The organism is Streptomyces sp. NPDC086147 (genome assembly GCF_040702165.1).
Taxonomy (GTDB): Bacteria; Actinomycetota; Actinomycetes; order Streptomycetales; family Streptomycetaceae; genus Streptomyces.
This window is the reverse complement of sequence record NZ_JBFBJO010000001.1, coordinates 280973-298085: the sequence shown is the minus strand read 5'-3', so window position 1 is coordinate 298085 and position 17113 is coordinate 280973. Positions and strand designations below refer to the sequence as shown.

At 72.4% G+C, this 17113-nt stretch carries 17 protein-coding genes and 1 pseudogene; 9 read left to right on the top strand and 9 right to left on the bottom strand.

What is annotated here, in order from left to right:
- Position 1: 1 nt before the first annotated feature.
- Complete coding sequence (locus tag AB0398_RS01495; protein ID WP_366371398.1) at positions 2–1630, bottom strand: glycosyl hydrolase; 1629 nt, start codon at positions 1628–1630, stop codon at positions 2–4.
- Positions 1631–1786: 156 nt separating this feature from the next.
- Between AB0398_RS01495 and AB0398_RS01490 the strand changes: the two genes are divergently transcribed.
- Positions 1787–3097, top strand: a complete 1311-nt coding sequence (locus AB0398_RS01490; RefSeq protein WP_366371396.1) for an ATP-grasp domain-containing protein — start codon at positions 1787–1789, stop codon at positions 3095–3097.
- An 86-nt stretch (positions 3098–3183) separates the two neighbouring features.
- On the opposite strand, the gene AB0398_RS01485 is transcribed toward AB0398_RS01490, so the two are convergent.
- Both AB0398_RS01485 and AB0398_RS01480 read right to left on the bottom strand, forming a co-directional pair.
- Positions 3184–3417, bottom strand: coding sequence for a chaplin (locus tag AB0398_RS01485; protein ID WP_366371394.1), 234 nt, complete (start codon positions 3415–3417; stop codon positions 3184–3186).
- Between the two features lie 255 nt (positions 3418–3672).
- Positions 3673–4083, bottom strand: a complete 411-nt coding sequence (locus AB0398_RS01480; RefSeq protein WP_366371392.1) for a rodlin — start codon at positions 4081–4083, stop codon at positions 3673–3675.
- A 219-nt stretch (positions 4084–4302) separates the two neighbouring features.
- Here AB0398_RS01480 and AB0398_RS01475 point away from each other — a divergent pair, with 219 nt between their 5' ends.
- Positions 4303–4713 carry a rodlin gene (locus AB0398_RS01475; RefSeq protein WP_366371390.1) on the top strand — a complete coding sequence of 137 codons (411 nt, stop codon included), beginning with the start codon at positions 4303–4305 and terminating at the stop codon, positions 4711–4713.
- 112 nt (positions 4714–4825) lie between these two features.
- Here AB0398_RS01475 and AB0398_RS01470 read toward each other — a convergent pair whose 3' ends face one another.
- Positions 4826–4972 (bottom strand): hypothetical protein, encoded by a 147-nt coding sequence (locus AB0398_RS01470; RefSeq protein WP_366371388.1) that lies wholly within the window; start codon positions 4970–4972, stop codon positions 4826–4828.
- Between the two features lie 296 nt (positions 4973–5268).
- Between AB0398_RS01470 and AB0398_RS01465 the strand changes: the two genes are divergently transcribed.
- Positions 5269–5676, top strand: coding sequence for a rodlin (locus AB0398_RS01465; protein WP_366371386.1), 408 nt, complete (start codon positions 5269–5271; stop codon positions 5674–5676).
- A gap of 79 nt (positions 5677–5755) precedes the next feature.
- Here the strand turns inward: AB0398_RS01465 and AB0398_RS01460 are convergent, their stop codons facing one another.
- On the bottom strand, positions 5756–7774 hold the full coding sequence (locus AB0398_RS01460; protein WP_366371383.1) for a thioredoxin domain-containing protein: 2019 nt from the start codon (positions 7772–7774) through the stop codon (positions 5756–5758).
- A gap of 194 nt (positions 7775–7968) precedes the next feature.
- Between AB0398_RS01460 and AB0398_RS01455 the strand changes: the two genes are divergently transcribed.
- From AB0398_RS01455 to AB0398_RS01445, 3 genes are all read left to right on the top strand, one after another.
- The gene (locus AB0398_RS01455; RefSeq protein WP_366371381.1) at positions 7969–8535 is read left to right on the top strand and encodes a Uma2 family endonuclease; all 567 of its coding nucleotides are present in this window, start codon (positions 7969–7971) and stop codon (positions 8533–8535) included.
- Between the two features lie 952 nt (positions 8536–9487).
- Complete coding sequence (locus tag AB0398_RS01450) at positions 9488–9751, top strand: hypothetical protein (protein WP_366371379.1); 264 nt, start codon at positions 9488–9490, stop codon at positions 9749–9751.
- Entirely contained in the window at positions 9748–10155 is a 408-nt protein-coding gene (locus tag AB0398_RS01445) for a PIN domain-containing protein (RefSeq protein ID WP_366371377.1), read from the top strand. Before AB0398_RS01450 ends, AB0398_RS01445 begins: the two co-directional genes overlap by 4 nt.
- A 42-nt stretch (positions 10156–10197) precedes the next feature.
- On the opposite strand, the pseudogene AB0398_RS01440 reads toward AB0398_RS01445, so the two are convergent.
- Positions 10198–10311, bottom strand: a pseudogene (locus AB0398_RS01440) (DUF255 domain-containing protein); the annotation flags it as partial.
- 65 nt (positions 10312–10376) lie between these two features.
- Entirely contained in the window at positions 10377–11234 is an 858-nt protein-coding gene (locus AB0398_RS01435; protein ID WP_366371375.1) for a hypothetical protein, read from the bottom strand.
- 159 nt (positions 11235–11393) lie between these two features.
- Between AB0398_RS01435 and AB0398_RS01430 the strand changes: the two genes are divergently transcribed.
- Positions 11394–14543 carry a tetratricopeptide repeat protein gene (locus AB0398_RS01430; protein WP_366371373.1) on the top strand — a complete coding sequence of 1050 codons (3150 nt, stop codon included), beginning with the start codon at positions 11394–11396 and terminating at the stop codon, positions 14541–14543.
- Positions 14544–14723: 180 nt separating this feature from the next.
- On the opposite strand, the gene AB0398_RS01425 is transcribed toward AB0398_RS01430, so the two are convergent.
- Both AB0398_RS01425 and mca read right to left on the bottom strand, forming a co-directional pair.
- The gene (locus AB0398_RS01425) at positions 14724–14960 is read right to left on the bottom strand and encodes a hypothetical protein (RefSeq protein WP_366371371.1); all 237 of its coding nucleotides are present in this window, start codon (positions 14958–14960) and stop codon (positions 14724–14726) included.
- Complete coding sequence (mca, locus tag AB0398_RS01420; RefSeq protein ID WP_366371370.1) at positions 14953–15834, bottom strand: mycothiol conjugate amidase Mca; 882 nt, start codon at positions 15832–15834, stop codon at positions 14953–14955. The genes AB0398_RS01425 and mca overlap by 8 nt, the downstream gene beginning before the upstream one ends.
- A 98-nt stretch (positions 15835–15932) precedes the next feature.
- On the opposite strand from mca, the gene AB0398_RS01415 reads away from it, so the two are divergent.
- A complete protein-coding gene (locus AB0398_RS01415; RefSeq protein ID WP_366371368.1) occupies positions 15933–16334 on the top strand; it encodes a DUF4307 domain-containing protein in 402 nt (133 codons plus the stop codon).
- A gap of 189 nt (positions 16335–16523) precedes the next feature.
- Positions 16524–17021 (top strand): transcription elongation factor GreA, encoded by a 498-nt coding sequence (gene greA / locus AB0398_RS01410; protein WP_366371366.1) that lies wholly within the window; start codon positions 16524–16526, stop codon positions 17019–17021.
- Positions 17022–17113: the final 92 nt, after the last annotated feature.

The window sequence follows — 17113 nt, the reverse complement described above, 5'->3', positions numbered from 1 at the left end:
GTCAGAAGGGCCAGACGCCCTTGAGCGCCTCCTTCCAGTCGAGATCGGCCTCGCCCTTCCAGGAGTCCTTCGACATGCAGACGGGCCCGCCGATCCAGCTCTCGATCCAGGAGCCGAGGTTAACGGGCCAGCAGTTCGGCTGGGGCACGGGCGTGGGAAGGGGCACGGGCACCGGCGCGGGCTTCGGCTCGGGCTGCGTGGGGGTGGGGGTCGGCGTGGGGGTGGGGGTAGGTGTGGGCGTCGGTGTCGTCGGCGCGGGCTTCGGCTCGGGCTGCGTGGGTGTCGGCGTGGGCGTGGGTGTGGGAGTCGGCCTGGGTGCCGGCGTCGTCTGCGTCGGCGCGGGCTTCGGCTCGGACTGCGTCGGCGCGGGTGTGGGCGTCGGGGTAGGCGTCGGCGCGGGGGTCGTCTGCGTCGGCGCGGGCTTCGGCTCGGACTGTGTGGGAGTCGGCGTAGGCGTCGGTGCGGGTTCCGACGTCGGAGTCGGAGTCGGAGTCGGCGTCGACTCGGGCTTGGGTTCCGGCGCGGGCTGCGTCGGAGTCGGCGTGGGAGTGGGCGTCGGGGTGGGAGTCGGCGTCGGCTCGGGCGTCGGGAGCTCCGGCTCCTTCCCGTACAGCATCTGACGGAACACCAGCGACGACCGCGGGTTGTCGTCGCACTGCCAGACGCCGTGCGGGCAGTAGTCGGTGATCGTGTGGTAGAGCGGCTTGTGCTGCTCCATCCATTCGAGCATGCGCCGCATGTATTCCGGGTTGTCGCCGTTCCGGAAGAGGCCCCATTCCGGATAGGAGATCAGTTTTCCGTGCTCGGCCGCGAAATCGATCTGCTTCCGCAGACCGTACGGCTCGTTGACGTGTTCGTCGAAACTGCTCCCCGGCGGCTGGTCGTACGAATCCATGCCGATGATGTCGACGACGTCGTCGCCCGGGTAACACTCGGTCCACGGAACGGCGTCGCGGCCGCGGCTCGGGTTGAAGTCGAAGCGGAACTTCTGGCCGGGGACGGACCGCATCGCGGCGACGATGCGGTTCCAGTACGCCTTCCACGCCTCGGGGTCGGGGCCGCACCGGTGGGTGTAGGTGATGCCGTTCATCTCCCAGCCGAGGACGACGACGGTGTCGTTCGCCCTCAGCTCGACGAGGCGCCGGGCGAGGGTCCTGAAGTGGTGGTCGTAGTGCCCGGCCGCGCCGAGCCGGAGCAGTCGGCGGACCTCGGCGTCGGGGACGCGGGCCTCGTTGCGCTCCAGCATGGGGACGTTGAGGACGAAGAGGCGGTCGGCCTTCTCGTTGCGCCAGTTCGCCCAGGCGTCGAGGAAGCCGGGGGGTGCCTCGATGTTCTTCCAGAGGTCGCCGGGCAGGTAGGTGTGGCCGACGCGGAGTTCGCGGCCGCCGAGCCAGCGTTCGAGTTCGCCGATGCGGGTGACCCCGTACGCGCCCGAGGAGAGGAAGGCCCCCATGGCGCCGGCGACCGAAGGACCGGGGTCCCGCGCCTCGCGCGTCTTCCCCGCCTCCCGTCCGTCCACGGGTTCCGCGGCGTGGGCGGAGGGCGACAGCGCGAGGGAGCCCGAGGCGAGGAGACCGGCGGCGAACACCCCCAGCCACGCTCTCGAACTTCTCCGGCTTGCAGCTTTCATGGCCGCTCCTCCGCGTCGCGCAGTAGGTGACTGATCGTCAATCAGATGTTCCGAAAGTATTCCTAATAAGCCGTCCGTGAACTCGGCTTTCCTTCGCTCGCTAGTCCATTAGAGGATTTGATCGCCCGGTTGGTGCACCGAGACGAAGGGCATGCCGTGCCGAGTTTTGACACCCGCGTCCCGGCCGTCCTCGTACGGCTCGACCGGAACCCCTTTCACCACGGCACGCTCGGGGCGGTCCGCTCACTGGGCCGGGCGGGAATTCCGGTCCACGCCGTCGTCGAATCGCGGACGAGTCCGGTGGCCCGTTCCCGTCACCTCCGGTCGGCCCGCCCCGGCCCCGGGGCCGCCTCCTCCGCCGAGCTGGCCGCCTTCCTCCGCCGGGTCGGGGACGAGGTGTCCGAAGGGGCGTCGGCCCCCCTGCTCGCCGTCCCGCTGGACGACGTCACCGCGCTCGCCCTGGCCCGCCGCCGCACCGAGCTCGCCCCGCGCTTCCTGCTGCCCGAGCAGACCGAGGCGCAGCTGCTGCGGGTCGCCGACAAGGCGGCGCTCGCCGAGACCTGCGCGTCCCTGGGCCTGCCCCACCCCCGTACCGCGCTCCCCGCCGACGCCGACGAGGCCGCTGCCATGGCCTGGGCGCTGGGCCTCCCGGTGGTCGCCAAGTGGAGCCGGCCCTGGCTGCTGCCGGTCGGCGCGGGGCTGCGCAGCACGTCGATCGCGCGCTCGCTCGCCGAGGTCCGGGAGCTGTACGCCCGCGCCCCGGAGGCCGGCAGCCGGCTCCTCCTCCAGGAGCTCCTCCCCGAGGGCCGCGACCTGGACTGGTTCTTCCAGGGGTACGTGGACTCCGCCGGCCGCTGCACGACCGGGGCGACCGGGCGCAAGGAGCGCGCCTGGCCCACCGGGGCCGGGCTGACCGCCGCGGGCCGCTGGACCGTGAACCCGGCGGTGGAGCGGACGGCGCGGACCCTGCTCGACGCGCTCGGCTACCGGGGCGTGTGCGACCTGGACTTCCGGCTGGACCGGACGACCGGCGCGTACCACCTGCTCGACTTCAACCCCCGGCCCGGCGCGCAGTTCCGGCTCTTCACCGACCAGGACGGCCTGGACGCGGTCCGGGCGCTCCACCTGGACCTCACCGGGCGCCCCGTCCCCCCGCCCTCCCCCGCGTACGGGCGCCGGTTCGTGGCCGAGAACTACGCGCTGCTCTCGCTGCTCGCCGTCCCGCGCCGGCGGTACGCGGCCGAGACCGGCGGGGTGCGGCGGCCGACCGAGTGGGCGTGGTGGGCGGCCGACGACCCGCTGCCCGCGCTCGCCATGGGCCGCGCCTGGCTCGCGCACCTGCTGCGCAAGGCCCTGGCGGCGCTGCGCCGGCGCCGGGCGCCCGGCGGGCCGCGCCCGGCCGCCGACGTGCCCCCGGCGCCCCGCACCGCCCCGGAGGACGCGCCCGACCGGCTCAGCCCCCGTTGACCGCGGCCGCGGCACGACGAGGGCCGGCCCCGGGGAGCGAGTGCTCCCCGGGGCCGGCCCCGTGCCTGTCCGCGTACCGCGTCGGGTCAGTCGTTGGCGCAGACGTTGCCGAGGGCCGGGTTCAGCAGCGCGATGATGTTCACGGTGTTGCCGCAGACGTTGACCGGGATGTGGACCGGGACCTGGATGACGTTGCCGGACAGGACGCCGGGCGAGCCGACGGCCGCACCGTCCGCGTCGGCGTCCGCGAAGGCGGGCGACGCCACACCCATGGCCAGGACGATACCGGCGACGACGGCCGCAGCCTTCTTACAGTTCATTTCGTCTGGATCCTTTCCTCGGCGGAAGAATTCTCACGGATCTCGTGATGCCCGGGGAAGGGATTTCCCCGGCCTCCGCAGTACACAACACAACGAACATCCCGCACGAAGGAAACCGGAATAACTCCGGAGGCGTTCGTTTCACCCCATTGCCCGCACGGAACCGCCCGCACGGAACAATGCCGGTGCTCGCACGGAACAGGGCCGGAGGAGAACGTCGCCGTTCTCCTCCGGCCCTGCCGTACGCGCCGCGGGTCAGCCGTTGGCGACACCGTTCCCGGAGAGGACCGGAATGTCCTCCAGGATGTGCGACAGCGGCTCGTCGCCCTTGGCCTGGGTGGAGTTGTCCGCGCACTGCTGGTTCTGCGGGGAGGACAGCACGTTGACGTCCTGGACGGTGATCGGGACGACGCCTACGAGGGAGCCGAGGTTGCCCTTGACCGGAACACCGAGGCAGAGCTTGTTCAGCGAGCCCTGGACCAGCGTCATCTGCGGGCTCAAGTCGCCCGCGGTCTCCGAGTTGCCGTACGCCTGGGTGGCGCCGTTGCCGCTGAGCGAGGTGGTACCGCCGTCGTCGGCGATCGCCAGCGCCGGGGAGGCCGCCGCGGCAGAAGCGCCGACGACGGAGGCCGCAACAGCCGCAGCCGCCACAATCTTCTTGATCACGGTGATTCCGTTCCTGTTCCCACCAATCGACCTGATTGATGCGCCCGGCTCAACTGCCTCCGGAGGGTTTGGTTCCGGCGCTTCACCCTTTCGAAGGGACACTCGTTTCGCGCTGCCGCGCGCGCTCCGCCAAGAGGGTGACACGACGGAACCCCCGCGTCCGGACCCCTGTTGATCAGGTCGCTCCCTGCACGGAGCAGGTTCTAGAAGGGAACTCCCGTGATCAAGAAGGTTATGGCCACCGCGGCCGCGGCCGTCTCCATCGTCGGCGCCTCCGCCGCCGTGGCCTCCCCGGCGCTCGCCATCAGCAACGACGGCGGCACCACCTCGTTCAGCGGCAACGGCGCCGCCCAGGCGTACGGCAACTCCGCCACGTACGGCAACATGAGCCCCCAGATGGCTCTGATCCAGGGCTCGCTCAACAAGCCCTGCATCGGCCTGCCGGCCAAGCTCAACGCCGGTTCGCTGATCGGCCTCGTCCCGATCACCGTCCAGGACATCAACGTCCTGTCCTCCCCGCAGAACCAGCAGTGCGTCGAGAACTCCACCCAGGCCAAGGGCGACGAGCCGCTGTCGCACATCCTGGAGGACATCCCGATCCTGTCGGGCAACGGCGTCGGCAACAACTGACGTCCCCACCCGGACGCGACGCCGTTCACACGTCACGTTCCCGCGTCAGGGGCCGCCCTCCGGGGCGGCCCCTTTCGTCGTGCCGTACGTTCCCGCCGTCCCGCGCGGCTCCTCAGCGCGGCCAGACCGGGGCCGCCATCAGCCGCTCCCACTCCCGGTCCGGCACCCCCGGCACCGCGCGGCCCGCCTGCGTCCACTGCGTCACCAGGGCGGAATAGACCGGGAACGGAGTGCGGTCGGCGGGGGTCGGGTCGCTCACGTACCGGCTCTTCGGAATGAAGGCCATCCGTTCCCATTTCCCGGGCTCCGGCGCCATCTTCGCTCCTTCCGCTGGGATTCCCGCATCATTACACAATGGGCGCGGGAGAGTGATTCACCCTCTCCACGCCGCGTCGCGCACCTCTGTGCGAACGGCTCGAAATACGGTGCGGGACAGGGTATTTCGCTCATCTGCCCGTAGTCCGTCCGGTGGACTTCCCGGAACCTTCGGCATTCCCGCCGGTTGATCAGTACGGCTCGGCAATCGGCGAGCCAGTATCCGAAAGGCCTGAACTGATGAAGAAGCTGTTCGCTACGGCTGCTGTGGCCGCGACGGTCCTCGGCGCGACGGCGACGGGCGCCGGGCAGGCGCTCGCGATCGCCGACGACGGCGGCACCACCTCGCTCAGCGGCAACGGCGCCACCCAGGCGTACGGCAACTCCGCCACGTACGGCAACATGAGCCCCCAGCTCGCGCTGGTCCAGGGCTCGCTGAACAAGCCCTGCGTCGGCCTGCCGGCCAAGGTCAACGCCGGTTCGCTGATCGGCCTCGTCCCGATCACGGTCCAGGACATCAACGTCCTGTCCTCCCCGCAGAACCAGCAGTGCGTCGAGAACTCGACCCAGGCCAAGGGCGACGAGCCGCTGTCGCACATCCTCAGCGACATCCCGGTCCTGTCGGGCAACGGCGCCGGCAACAGCTGAGCGACCAGCCCCGGTTCCGGCGCGGCCCCGCCGCCCCTCTTCGGAGGGGCGGCGGGGCCGTCGCCGTTCCGGGCCCTGCTCAGAGCTTCCGGCGCAGCGCCTCCGGGTCGGTGACCGGCGCGTCGCAGGTGAAGCGGCGGCAGACGTACGCGGCGGGTCCTCCGGCCACCAGCGGCCGGCCCTCCAGGAGCGGGAACTCCTCGCCGCCGGGGGCGCCGGCGGCGAGGACCGCGCCGGGGGCGGTGGCCAGGAGCGCGGTACGGCGCAGCTCACGGAACGCCTCGTCGCCGGGGTCGCCCACGACGGCGACCTCCCGGGGGCCGTCGAGGAGGGCCTCGGCGACGGCCAGGCCCCAGCCGATGAAGCGGGGCGCGCGGGGGCCGAGGGCCTTGACGACGCCGAGGGCCCCTTCGGCGGCGGCCCGGTGGGCCTCGGAGCCGGTGTGGGCCGCGTACGAGAGCAGGGCCCCAGCGGCGGCGGTCCAGCCGGACGGGGTGGCGTTGTCGGTGGGGTCCTGGGGGCGCCGGATGAGGGTCTCGGCGTCGTGGGCCGTGTCGTACAGCGCGCCGCCCTCGGCGGTGAAGCGGTCGAGGACGAGGTCGAGGAGGAAGCCGGCGAACTCCAGCCAGGCGCCCTCGCCGGTGACGGCCGCGAGGGCGAGGAAGCCCTCGGCCACGTCGGCGTAGTCCTCCAGGACGCCCGCGTTGGTGCCCGCCCGGCCGTCCTTGGACGTACGGGTGAGGCGGGCGCCCTCGTCCATGTGGACCCGGACGAGCAGGTCGGCGGCCTCGGTGGCGCGCTCGACCAGGTCGGGGCGGTCGAAGAGGGCGCCGGTCTCGGCGAGCGCGGCGATCGCGAGGCCGTTCCAGGCGGCGACCACCTTGTCGTCCCGGCCCGGACGCGGGCGCTCGTCGCGGGCGGCGCGGAGCCGGTCCGCGATCGACGCGATCCGCTCGGCGTCGGCCACGCCCGCGTCCTGCGGGAGCTGGAGGACGGAGCTGCCCTCCTCGAAGGTGCCGTCCTCGGTGACGCCGTAGTGGGCGGCGGCGACGGCGGCGTCCTCGGGGCCGAGCACCTCGGCGAGCCGCTCGGGCGTCCACACGTAGTAGGCGCCTTCGACGTGCTTGCCGGTGCCGTCGTCGGAGTCGGCGTCGAGCGCGGAGGCGAAACCGCCCTCGGGCGTGCGGAGTTCGCGTACCAGGAAGTCGGCGGTCTCCAGGGCGACCCGGCGGGCCAGGTCGCTGCCGGTGGCCTTCCAGAGGTGCGCGTACACCCGGCAGAGCAGGGCGTTGTCGTACAGCATCTTCTCGAAGTGCGGGACCGTCCAGGTGCGGTCGACGGCGTAGCGGGCGAAGCCGCCGCCGAGCTGGTCGTAGATGCCGCCGCGGGCCATGGCCTCGCAGGTGTCGGAGGCCATCTGGAGGGCCCCCTCGGAGCCCGTGCGGGCGTGGTGGCGGAGCAGGAACTCCAGGACCATGGACGGCGGGAACTTGGGGGCGCCGCCGAAGCCGCCGCGGGTGGCGTCGTACTCGCGGGTGAGGCCGAGGAGGGCCTGCGCGAGGTCCTCCTCGCCGGGAACGCCGTCGCCGCCGTACGCGAGGGAGCGGCCAGCGAGCTCCTTCACGATCCGCTCCGCGACCTCGTCCACCTCCCCGCGCCGCCCGGCCCACGCGTCCCGGACACCCGTCAGGACCTCGCCGAAGGAGGGCATGCCGTGACGGGGCTCGGGCGGGAAGTACGTGCCGAAGTAGAAGGGCGCGGCGTCCGGCGTGAGGAACACGGTCATCGGCCAGCCGCCCTGCCCGGTGGCGGCCTGGACCGCCTCCATGTAGACGGCGTCGACGTCGGGCCGCTCCTCGCGGTCGACCTTGACGGCGACGAAGCCGTCGTTGATCAGCGCGGCGGTGGCGTCGTCCTCGAAGGACTCGTGGGCCATGACGTGGCACCAGTGGCAGGCGCTGTAGCCGACGCTCAGGAGGACGGGCACGTCGCGCCGCCGCGCCTCCTCGAAGGCCTCCGGTCCCCAGGGCCACCAGTCGACCGGGTTGTCAGCGTGCTGCAGCAGATACGGGGAGGTCACACCAGCCAGCCGGTTCATGCGATCCAGCCTCTCACAACGCCTGGCACGGCCGGCGAAACCCTCACGAGCCCGTCTCGCTTGGCCGAATTGCCCTTGCGAGCCATCACGTGGCGGGCGGCTCCGTCCCGCTCCGAGTCGGGCGGCCCGACGCCTCGGAACAGTAGGCTGGGCGCAGCGCCGGACCTGCCGAGGCCTCTCGAAGGAGGTAGACCATGAGCGCCGAGATGGTGGCGCCCGCGTGGATGCATTCGCAGATCAGCGCGGAGCAGTACGACTCCTGGTCCGAGGAGCAGTGCGCCGGCATCGAGATCGTGGACGGGATGGTCGTCGTGAGCCCGAGCGCCTCCAAGCGCCACAACCGGCTGGCCCGCGTCCTGGCCAACGCCCTGGATGCCGCCGCGGGCCCCGACTGGAACGCGGACACGGACTTCGACGTCCGCCTGCAGGACGTTCCGCTCACCAACCGCCGTCCGGACGTCATCGTCTACCGGGCGGAGACGATCGACGTCACGCCCACCCGCCCCGAGCACGTGCTCCTGGTCGTCGAGGTCGTGTCGCCCGGCTCGGAGACCACGGACCGGATCGTGAAGGTCGACCAGTACGCCAAGGCCGGCATCCCCTTCTACTGGCGGGTCGAGCAGGCTGCCACCGGGGTCCCGATCGTCTACACCTACGTTCTCGATCCCGCTACCGAGGCTTACCGGGACGGCGAGATGTTCACCGGCGCGGTGAAGGCCACCGTTCCTTTCTCCGTCGCGGTCGATCTCGGGGTCTTGTAGGGAACGTTGTTCCATTTTGCCGTTGATGCCACTACCTCGGCAGCCGCGGCTGGAACCACGACGCTGCAGGCAAGTACGGGCTGATGCGCTCGGCCACCGGTTGACCGTCCATGCGGACATCGCCGTCAGCGGCGAGCCAGAAGGGCACAAGGAGGCAAGGCCGATCTTCACCGAGTCGGGCGTAGAAGCTTCGTGTGGTGATCCCGACCGCGCGGGACGACGGAGGGGCACCCCGCACGGCCGTCTCGGTTCAGACAGGGCCCAGGTAGCTGGTGATCACCATGCCATTGACGACAGGTTGATCCATCCGAGCGCTGCTGGTGATCACGCACAGTACGGCTTGGCTGCCTGTGTCATCGCCCGCATACGGACCTGTATCGGTGCCTCAGATCAACCAAGGAAGACAGGTCCCCATCGGATGCGCCAGCGGGAACCACTGGCTGCAACGGACCGAAGGGGTTGTTGTTCCCCTCGCCGATGCACATCCACACGACCTGAGGCACAGTCAGCCGGATGGTAGATCAGGACGGTGCGATGGCGGCGACGCGGGCTGCGAGGCCGGAAGGACAGTCGGCGTGCTCCTGCCGGACGCCTTCAAGCGCACCCGGAGCTGCATTCCGTGTGCGTCCCCCGTTCGCCCGGCTCGGACACACCTGCGGCTTCCTGGTCCTCACAGGCGGCTCGACCGCGGGAAAGACCTGCTGCGCCTTCGAAGTCATGTGGGCCGACTGACCGGGTGCCGGGTGTGGACGCCCCCTCACACCGCCGACCTGCGGCCTGTCGCGGGCCTCTCTGTGCGAACAGGGCGGCTGAGGTGAGGCGGGTTGGTCAGCCCCGGCTAGGTGATCGCCCGAGAAGGGCGGCCTCCCTCCGGGGACACGCTCGAAGTGCCGAAAGCCTTCACCGCCCCAAGCCCCTCCCGCTGTAATAGATACTGTCTTACACTAGAGACATGAAGACGACCCGAGCCGGGACCACCGAGAACATCTCTGTCTCCATGCCCTCCGATCTGGTCAGTGAGCTCCGCTCAAGGGCCGGACGCCGAGGCGTGTCCAGCTACATCACCGAAGCCGTCAGGCATCAGCTCGCCATGGACGGGCTCGCCGAGATCGTGGCGGCTCACGAGGAGGAGCACGGCGCGCTCACGGAGCAGGAGGTCGAGGCCGCCCGACGCGAGTTGTTCGGAGACGAGAACGCCGAGCGGGGCGCTGCGTGAAGGAGCAGCCGGCCCGCTCGCTGGTACTGGACTCCGAGGCGCTCTCCCTGCTCCTGCGCGACGACCGCAAGATGGCGGCTCGCGTCGAGGCATCCCGGCAGGTCGGAGTTCCCGTCCTCGTGTCTGCGCTGACCATCGTCGAAGCCGTGCACGGGAAGACCGATCTGGCGCGCTTGAAGTGGGTGCTCTCCCGGCTGCGGGTGGAACCAGTCAGCCAAGAGGACTCCCTAACCGCAGTGCAGCTGCTTCAGGACGCAGGCGGGCTGCACGGGCACAAGTACGCGATCGATGCCCTCGTCGCCGCGCTCGCGCTCCGCGTCCCGGCTCCCGTGATCGTCCTGACCTCCGACCGCGACGACTGGTCGAAGCTCTGCGGAAGCCGCGTGATCATCAGAGAGGTGTGAGTTCCGCCGGCTATTGGGCTCGCGAGTCCGTTGCCACCAGTGGCACGCCGAGTAGCCGAGCGACAGCAGGGCGGGCCTGCCACGGCGACGTGCCTCCTCGAAGGCCTCCAGGCCCCAGGACCACCAGTCGACCGGATCCCCGGGGTGCTGAGGCAGATACGGCGGGGGTACACCGGGCCAACCAGTTCATACAAGCGGCGTCGCACGTGGGTCCGCCGAGTTCACGAACCGGTTCGGGGCCGGACCCGGCTCGCGTCCTCGAAGGTGAGTCGGAGGGTGGGGTGGCCGGGGGCCTCGTCGGGTGTGCCCGGGGGGAGGACCGGGGCCAGGGCGTGGAACACCGCCTCCAGGTGCGGCCGGTCGTAGTCGGCGAGGGTCTCGGTGGACTGGAGCAGCAGGCCGCCGGCGCGCAGTTCGCGTACCGCGTGGAAGGCGCCGGTGGCCTCCAGTGCGGTCGGGCCGCCGAGTCGGGCGGCCAGTTCGGCGGGGACGCCGGTGACCCACGAATAGCCGCGCAGCAGGGTCCGGGATTCGTGCAGCGACCGGCGGTGGGGGCGCTTCAGGACCGCCTCCAGGTCGGTGGTCTCCTGGAAGTCGAGGTGGCCGATCCGCGCGAAGGCGGGGTCCGCCCCGTCCAGGGCGGTGGCGAGGAAGTCGACCAGGTGCGCGCACCAGGCGGCGTCGGCGATGCGCTCGGCGCCCCGCACCTGGGCCGACAGTTCGGTGTGGCTGCCGCCGCGGCCCGTTCGCGTACCGCCGATCCGGCCGTGGTCGTCGACCCCGACTCCACCGGGGGACGGCTCGTGGAAGCCCGCCGCGGCGTAGAACGGTGAAGGGCGCAGTGCGTCGGCCAGTTCCGTCCAGTGGGCGCGCACGTCGCGTACGCGGACCTCACGGTCACCGTCGATCGACTCCGTGACCAGGGCCCAGGATTCGGACAACTCCCTTTCCCCCGTGGCGAAGAGGAGGTCGGTCGCGGTGCGGAACCAGTGGACGAGGAGGTCGCCGCGGGGCGCGGCCGCCCGGTCGTCGAGCGTGGCCCGGAGGGTGACGTCCGTACAAAGGGCCTCGTCGTCCATCGGCGCGTCCCTTTTCTCGTCGTACCGGGAGGATGTGGCGTCGGCTCGAACCTACCGGGGCGATCGGTCGCCGTGGGCGTCGGCTCCTCCCTCGCGCCGGAGTGCGTCGCGCAGGAGACTGGGGCCGTCTCGTCGGGTACGTGCGGAGGGGGAACGCGGATGAGGGAGAGTCACCGGGCCGAGGTCGAGCGGCTGTTGGAGCGGATCGTGGCGGAGGAGGTGCGCGGCGGGGGCCGGGACGCCGGGGCGCTGCTCGCTCGGGGGCGGTCCGAGCTGGACGTGATGGCCGCGGGGGCGAGCGGGGAGTACGCGGAGTTCCTGCGGGCCGTGGAGTCGGCGGAAGGCAGGAAGGGCGGCGGGTCCCGGGGCGGTGGGGCCGTGCTGGTCGCCGGGGTCGCGGCCGTTGCCGCGGTCGGGGCCGATCTGGCCCTCGGCACGTCGGCGGGGACCGCGCTCGGCGCGGGCGCCGCGGTGGCGGTGGCCGGGGCGGCGGCGACCGTGCTGAGGGCGACGTCCGGGTCCCGGGCCGAGGCCCCCGGGGGCGTCGAGGAGGCGCGGGCGCGGTGGTTGGCGGCGCTGGAGAGTCGTGGGGTGCGGCCGTTCCTGGAACGGGAGCCGGCCGCGGCCGCCCCCGCCCCCGCCGTACGGTCGTTGCGGGGTGTCGACCGGAGTGCCGCGGCCCGGAGCCGTACCGTCCTGGAGCGGTCCTTCGGGCAGTTGCCCGAGCCTGCCGGGGTGTTCGCGGGGCGGCGGGAGGAGCTGGAGCGGATCGCCGGGTGGGTGCGGGAGGGCAGGGCCTCGGTGGAGACCCGGCCGACCGTGGTGCTGCTGCACGGCGCGCCGGGGTCGGGGCGCACCGCGCTCGCGGTCGGGGCCGCGCACGCGCTGCGCGAGCGGTTCCGCGGGGCGTGCGTGGTGGACCTGCGGGGGAACGCCACGGCCGTGCCGGGTACGGCGGCCGAGGGGCCGGTCGCGACCCGGGAGGCACTGCTGCACCTGCTGAACCGGCTCGGCGCCCCGCGCGAGCGGCTGCTCTTCCGGGAGGGCGCCTCGGTGGAGCAGCAGGTGCGGCGGCTCACGGAGTCGTACCACCGGCAGCTCGCCGGGACGCCGGTGGTGGTGGTCCTGGACGACGCCGTGGACGCGGCCCAGGTGCGGGCCCTGCTGCCCGGGCGTTCGGAGAGCCTGGTCCTGGTGACCTGCCGGGAGCCGCTGGACCTCGGTCCGGACGTGCCGGCCGCCGTGCACGCCCTTGAGGTGGCGGCGCTCGGCGCGGCCGGGGCGGAGGAGCTGCTGCGGGCGGCGGGCGGCCCCGGGCCGTACGACGCGGAGGCCGCCGAACGGATCCGGGAGCTGTGCGGCGGGCTCCCGCTGGCGCTGCGGGCGGCGGGCTCCCTCCTCGGGCGGCGGTCCGCCGTCGAGGTGGCGGAACTGCTCGGCCAGCCGGAGCGGGGCACGGACCCCGTCGGGCGCGCCCTGCACGCGCGGTACTCCGCCGACCTCGACGACGACTCCCGGCGGCTCCTGCGGCGGCTCGCGCTCGCCGGGCGGGCCTCGCTCGGCGCGGCGGCGGCCGGGGCACTGCTCGGCACGGACGGCGCCGAGGGAGCGCGGCTGCTGCGCGGTCTCGCCGACGCCGGGCTCCTGGACCACGTGCGCGGGGAGCGGTACCGGCTGCACGACGCGGTGCGCGGCTTCGCGGCCGCCCGGCTCCTCGACGAGGAGGACGCGGCGGAGGCCGCGTCGGCCCAGGAGCGTCTGATCCGCAACTACGCGGAGCTGGCGGACGCGGTGATCCGGATGGTCGACGGCAAGATGTCGACCCGCGCCGACCGGTTCGGCGGGCACGGCTTCGGCTCCCTGGAGGCGGCCCTGAACTGGCTCGACGAGGAGACCAGCTTCATCACGGCGGCGCTGCGGCACAGCCGGGGCGTCGACCAGCGGACCGTCCTCGACCTGCTCGGCGCGCTCTGCGACTACTGCCTGCTGCGCGGCGACCTCTACCGGCTCGGGGAGATCGACGAGCTGGCCGCGTCGGTCGGGCAGGGGCCGCTGTCGCGCTCGGTGCGGTGGCGGACCGGCATCGCGGCCCGGCAGATCGGCGAGCTGGACAAGGCGCGCACGACCCTGACCTCGGTCGTCTCCTCGTACCGGGAGGACCGCCGGGACCCGGAGGCAGCCCTCGCGCTCTGCTCGCTCGGGATCACCCTGCACCACCAGGGGAAGCTGGCGGAGGCGGCGGAGCGGCTGCGGGAGGCGCTCGCGCTCCAGGAGCCGGAGGCGCTCGCCGCCGACCGGGGCTGGACGCTGCACGCGCTCGCGGCCGTGGAGCGGGACCGGGGGCGGCTCGCGGAGGCGACGGCGCTGCTCGACCTGTCCCTCGCGCTGCACCGGGAGCACGAGTCCCCGCACGGCGAGGCGTGGGCGCACTTCCAGCGCGGCCAGGTGCTGCTGCTGCGCGGTGACGTGCCGGGCGCCGAGGCCGAGCTGCGGTCCGCGCTCGACGGGTACGGGCGGATCCACGACGGGCGCGGCGAGGCCTGGGCGCTGACCCAGCTCGCGCGGGCCCGGCTCGCCGCCGGGGACGCCGAGCCGGCCGTGGAGGGGCTGCGCGGCGCGCTGGCCCGGCACCGGGAGCAGGAGGACGCGCGGGGCGAGGCGTGGACGCTGTACCACCTGGGGCACGCCCTGGAGGAGCGCGGCGACCGCGACGAGGCGGTGCGGGAGCTGGGGCGGGCGCGGACGCTGTTCTCCCGGATGCGGGACGTGTACGGGCTCGCCTGCGCCCGGCACCACTCGGGCCGGGTCACCCGCGACCAGGCGGCCGCCCGCACGGGGGGCCTGCGGAACTCGGGCTTCGCCCGTCAGCTGCTGGTGGACGCGCGGGCGGACTTCCACCGGATCGGGGTGGCCCACGGGGAGGCCTGGACCTGTCTGGAGCTGGCGGTCGTCGACGCGGGCAACGCGCGCGTGCCGCAGGCGCTGGGCCTGTGCGACGAGGCGCGGGCCCTGTTCGCCTCGTACGGCGATCCGCGCGGCGCGGACTGGGCCCGCTTCCTGCGCTGCACCCTGCTCCCGCACGCGGCCCCGGGCTCCCCGGAGCCGGGGACGGCGACGGCCCGCGAGGAGCTGGCGGCCCTGGTCGCGGACCGGCACCCGGCGCGCGACCCGCGCCTGGACGACTGCGCCGAGGCGTACGGGGCGGTCCTGGCGCGTGGCGTGGACGCGGGGACGCCGTGGCAGGCCTGGGACCTGGGCCTGGTCCCGAACCGACGGGCGCGGGACGTACTGGGGGTGCCGGGGGCGTAGGTCCTGCGGCGGGAGCGTCGGGCCTCCGGCCGGAGCGTCGGGCCTGCGGCGGGGGCGGGGACGTCAGGGCGCGGGCGCCCGTCCCCCGCGGACCGGCCGTCCCCCCGCGCGTCTGAACGCGCGGACGCCCTCCGGGCCGTACCGCGGCGGTACGGCCCGGAGGGCGAGGGTGCGCGCCGGTTACTTCTTGGGCGTCTCCGCCGGGGCCGCCGGCGTGGCCGCCGGGTCCGGGGCCTCCTCGAAGGAGACCCGGCCCATGTGGCGGTTCATCGACTTCATCAGCATCCAGACCGCCAGGGCCAGGACCGCGAAGACGACGAAGCCGAGGACGCCGGGGGTCACCTTGTTCTTGTCCAGCTCTTCGGCGGCGAAGGGGACAAGCTGGGTCAGTGCCAGGTGTGCGCTCATGTCAGGCATTGTCGCGGATGCCCGCGAAGAGATCTTCCTCGGGGAGGGAGGTCGGCACCAGCGCCTTGCTGAGCTCGTACTCCTCCGTCGGCCAGACCTTCCTCTGGATCTCCATGGGGACGCGGAACCAGCCGCCGTCGGGGTCGATCTGGGTGGCGTGGGCGATCAGCGCCCGGTCCCGGACCTCGAAGAAGTCGGCGCAGGGCACGAAGGTGGTCAGGGTCCGCTCCTTGCGCTCGAACTCCTTCCAGCGCTCCAGCCACTCCCCGTACGGGGACTCCAGGCCCTGGTCGAGGAGCGCCTGGTGCAGGGCCTCGGTGCGGGGCCGGTTGAAGCCCTGGTTGTAGTAGAGCTTCAGGGGCTGCCAGACCGGGCCGAACTCGTCCTCGGGGAACGCCTCGGGGTCGCCCGCGCCGTCGAACGCCACCATCGTGATCTTGTGGGTCATGATGTGGTCGGGGTGCGGGTAGCCGCCGTTCTCGTCGTAGGTCGTGACGACCTGGGGACGGAAGGAGCGGATGCTGCGGACCAGCCGGCCGGCCGCCTCATCGACGTCCTGGAGGGCGAAGCAGCCCTCGGGGAGCGGGGGCAGCGGGTCGCCCTCGGGCAGGCCCGAGTCGACGAAGCCCAGCCACTCCTGGGAGACGCCGAGGATCTCGCGGGCCTCGTCCATCTCCTTGCGGCGCACCTCGTGGATGTTCTCCTCGATGTAGGGGTCGCCCTGGAGCTTGGGGTTGAGGACCGAGCCGCGCTCGCCGCCCGTGCACGTCACCACCAGGACGTCCACCCCCTCGGACACGTACTTGGCCATCGTGGCCGCACCCTTGCTCGACTCGTCGTCGGGGTGGGCGTGCACGGCCATCAGTCGCAGCTGGTCAGTCAAGACTCGATCCTCAGTGATTGGTCGCGGAGGGAGGTCTCTATAGTGACGGAATCGGGGGGCCGAAAATTCCGCCACCCCCGGCTTCGAGAGGATCGATCATGAGCGCGGTGCGAGAGCAGCCGCCCGAGGGGCGCTACGGACGCTCCGCGGACGAGCGGGCCGACCGCACGCTCAAGGTCGTCGGGTCGGTGCTCGGAGTCCTCTTCCTCGGCCTGCTCGGCTGGTTCGGCTGGTACTACGTCGTCGACAGCAGGATCAGCGCCGAGATGATCAAGTTCGACGTGGTGAGCGCCACCGAGGTCCAGGTGCACCTGGAGGTCCGCAAGGACGAGGGCGTCGAGGGCGTCTGCACCCTGCGCTCGCGCTCCGAGGACGGGACCGAGGTGGCCCGCAAGGACGTGCGGATCGACGATCCCGCCGCCCGGGTCGACCAGGTCTTCTCCCTCCGCACCACCGCGCACGCGACGAGCGCCGAACTGATCGGGTGTACGGCCCGGTAGCGGTGGGTAGGGAGCCGGTGACGAGTCCCGGCGGGTCACCACCGTGACCTGGGGTGACGCCATTCCGTGGTTTATGTCCTCCCGCTTTTCGCCACTGATTGTTAGGCTCGTGGTTTCGCCCACCCGGGACAGCACAGCATTCCCGTGTAGGGCGATGCTTTGTATTCCCAGTACCTACGAGGAGCACCTGTGACCCAGACCAGCGACAACGTCACCTGGCTCACCCAGGAGGCGTACAACAAGCTCAAGGACGAGCTTGAGTACCTGTCTGGTCCCGCGCGTACCGAGATCGCCGCCAAGATCGCCGCCGCGCGCGAAGAGGGCGACCTGCGCGAGAACGGCGGGTACCACGCGGCCAAGGAGGAGCAGGGCAAGCAGGAGCTCCGGGTCCGTCAGCTCACCCAGCTGCTCCAGCACGCCAAGGTGGGCGAGGCCCCGGCGGACGACGGCGTCGTCGAGCCCGGCATGGTCGTCACGATCGCCTTCGACGGCGACGAGGACGACACCCTGACCTTCCTCCTCGCCTCCCGCGAGTACGCGAGCGGTGACATCGAGACCTACTCGCCGCAGTCCCCGCTGGGCGTCGGCGTCAACGGCAAGAAGGCCGGCGACGACGCCGAGTACGAGCTGCCGAACGGCAAGAAGGCCTCGGTGAAGATCCTCAGCGCGAAGCCGTACACCGGCTGAGGCTCCCGCCTCACGATCGACCGAGGGCCGGACCCCCATGGGGTCCGGCCCTCAGTGGTACGCCTCGGCCGTGCGTTTCACCCGTACACGCG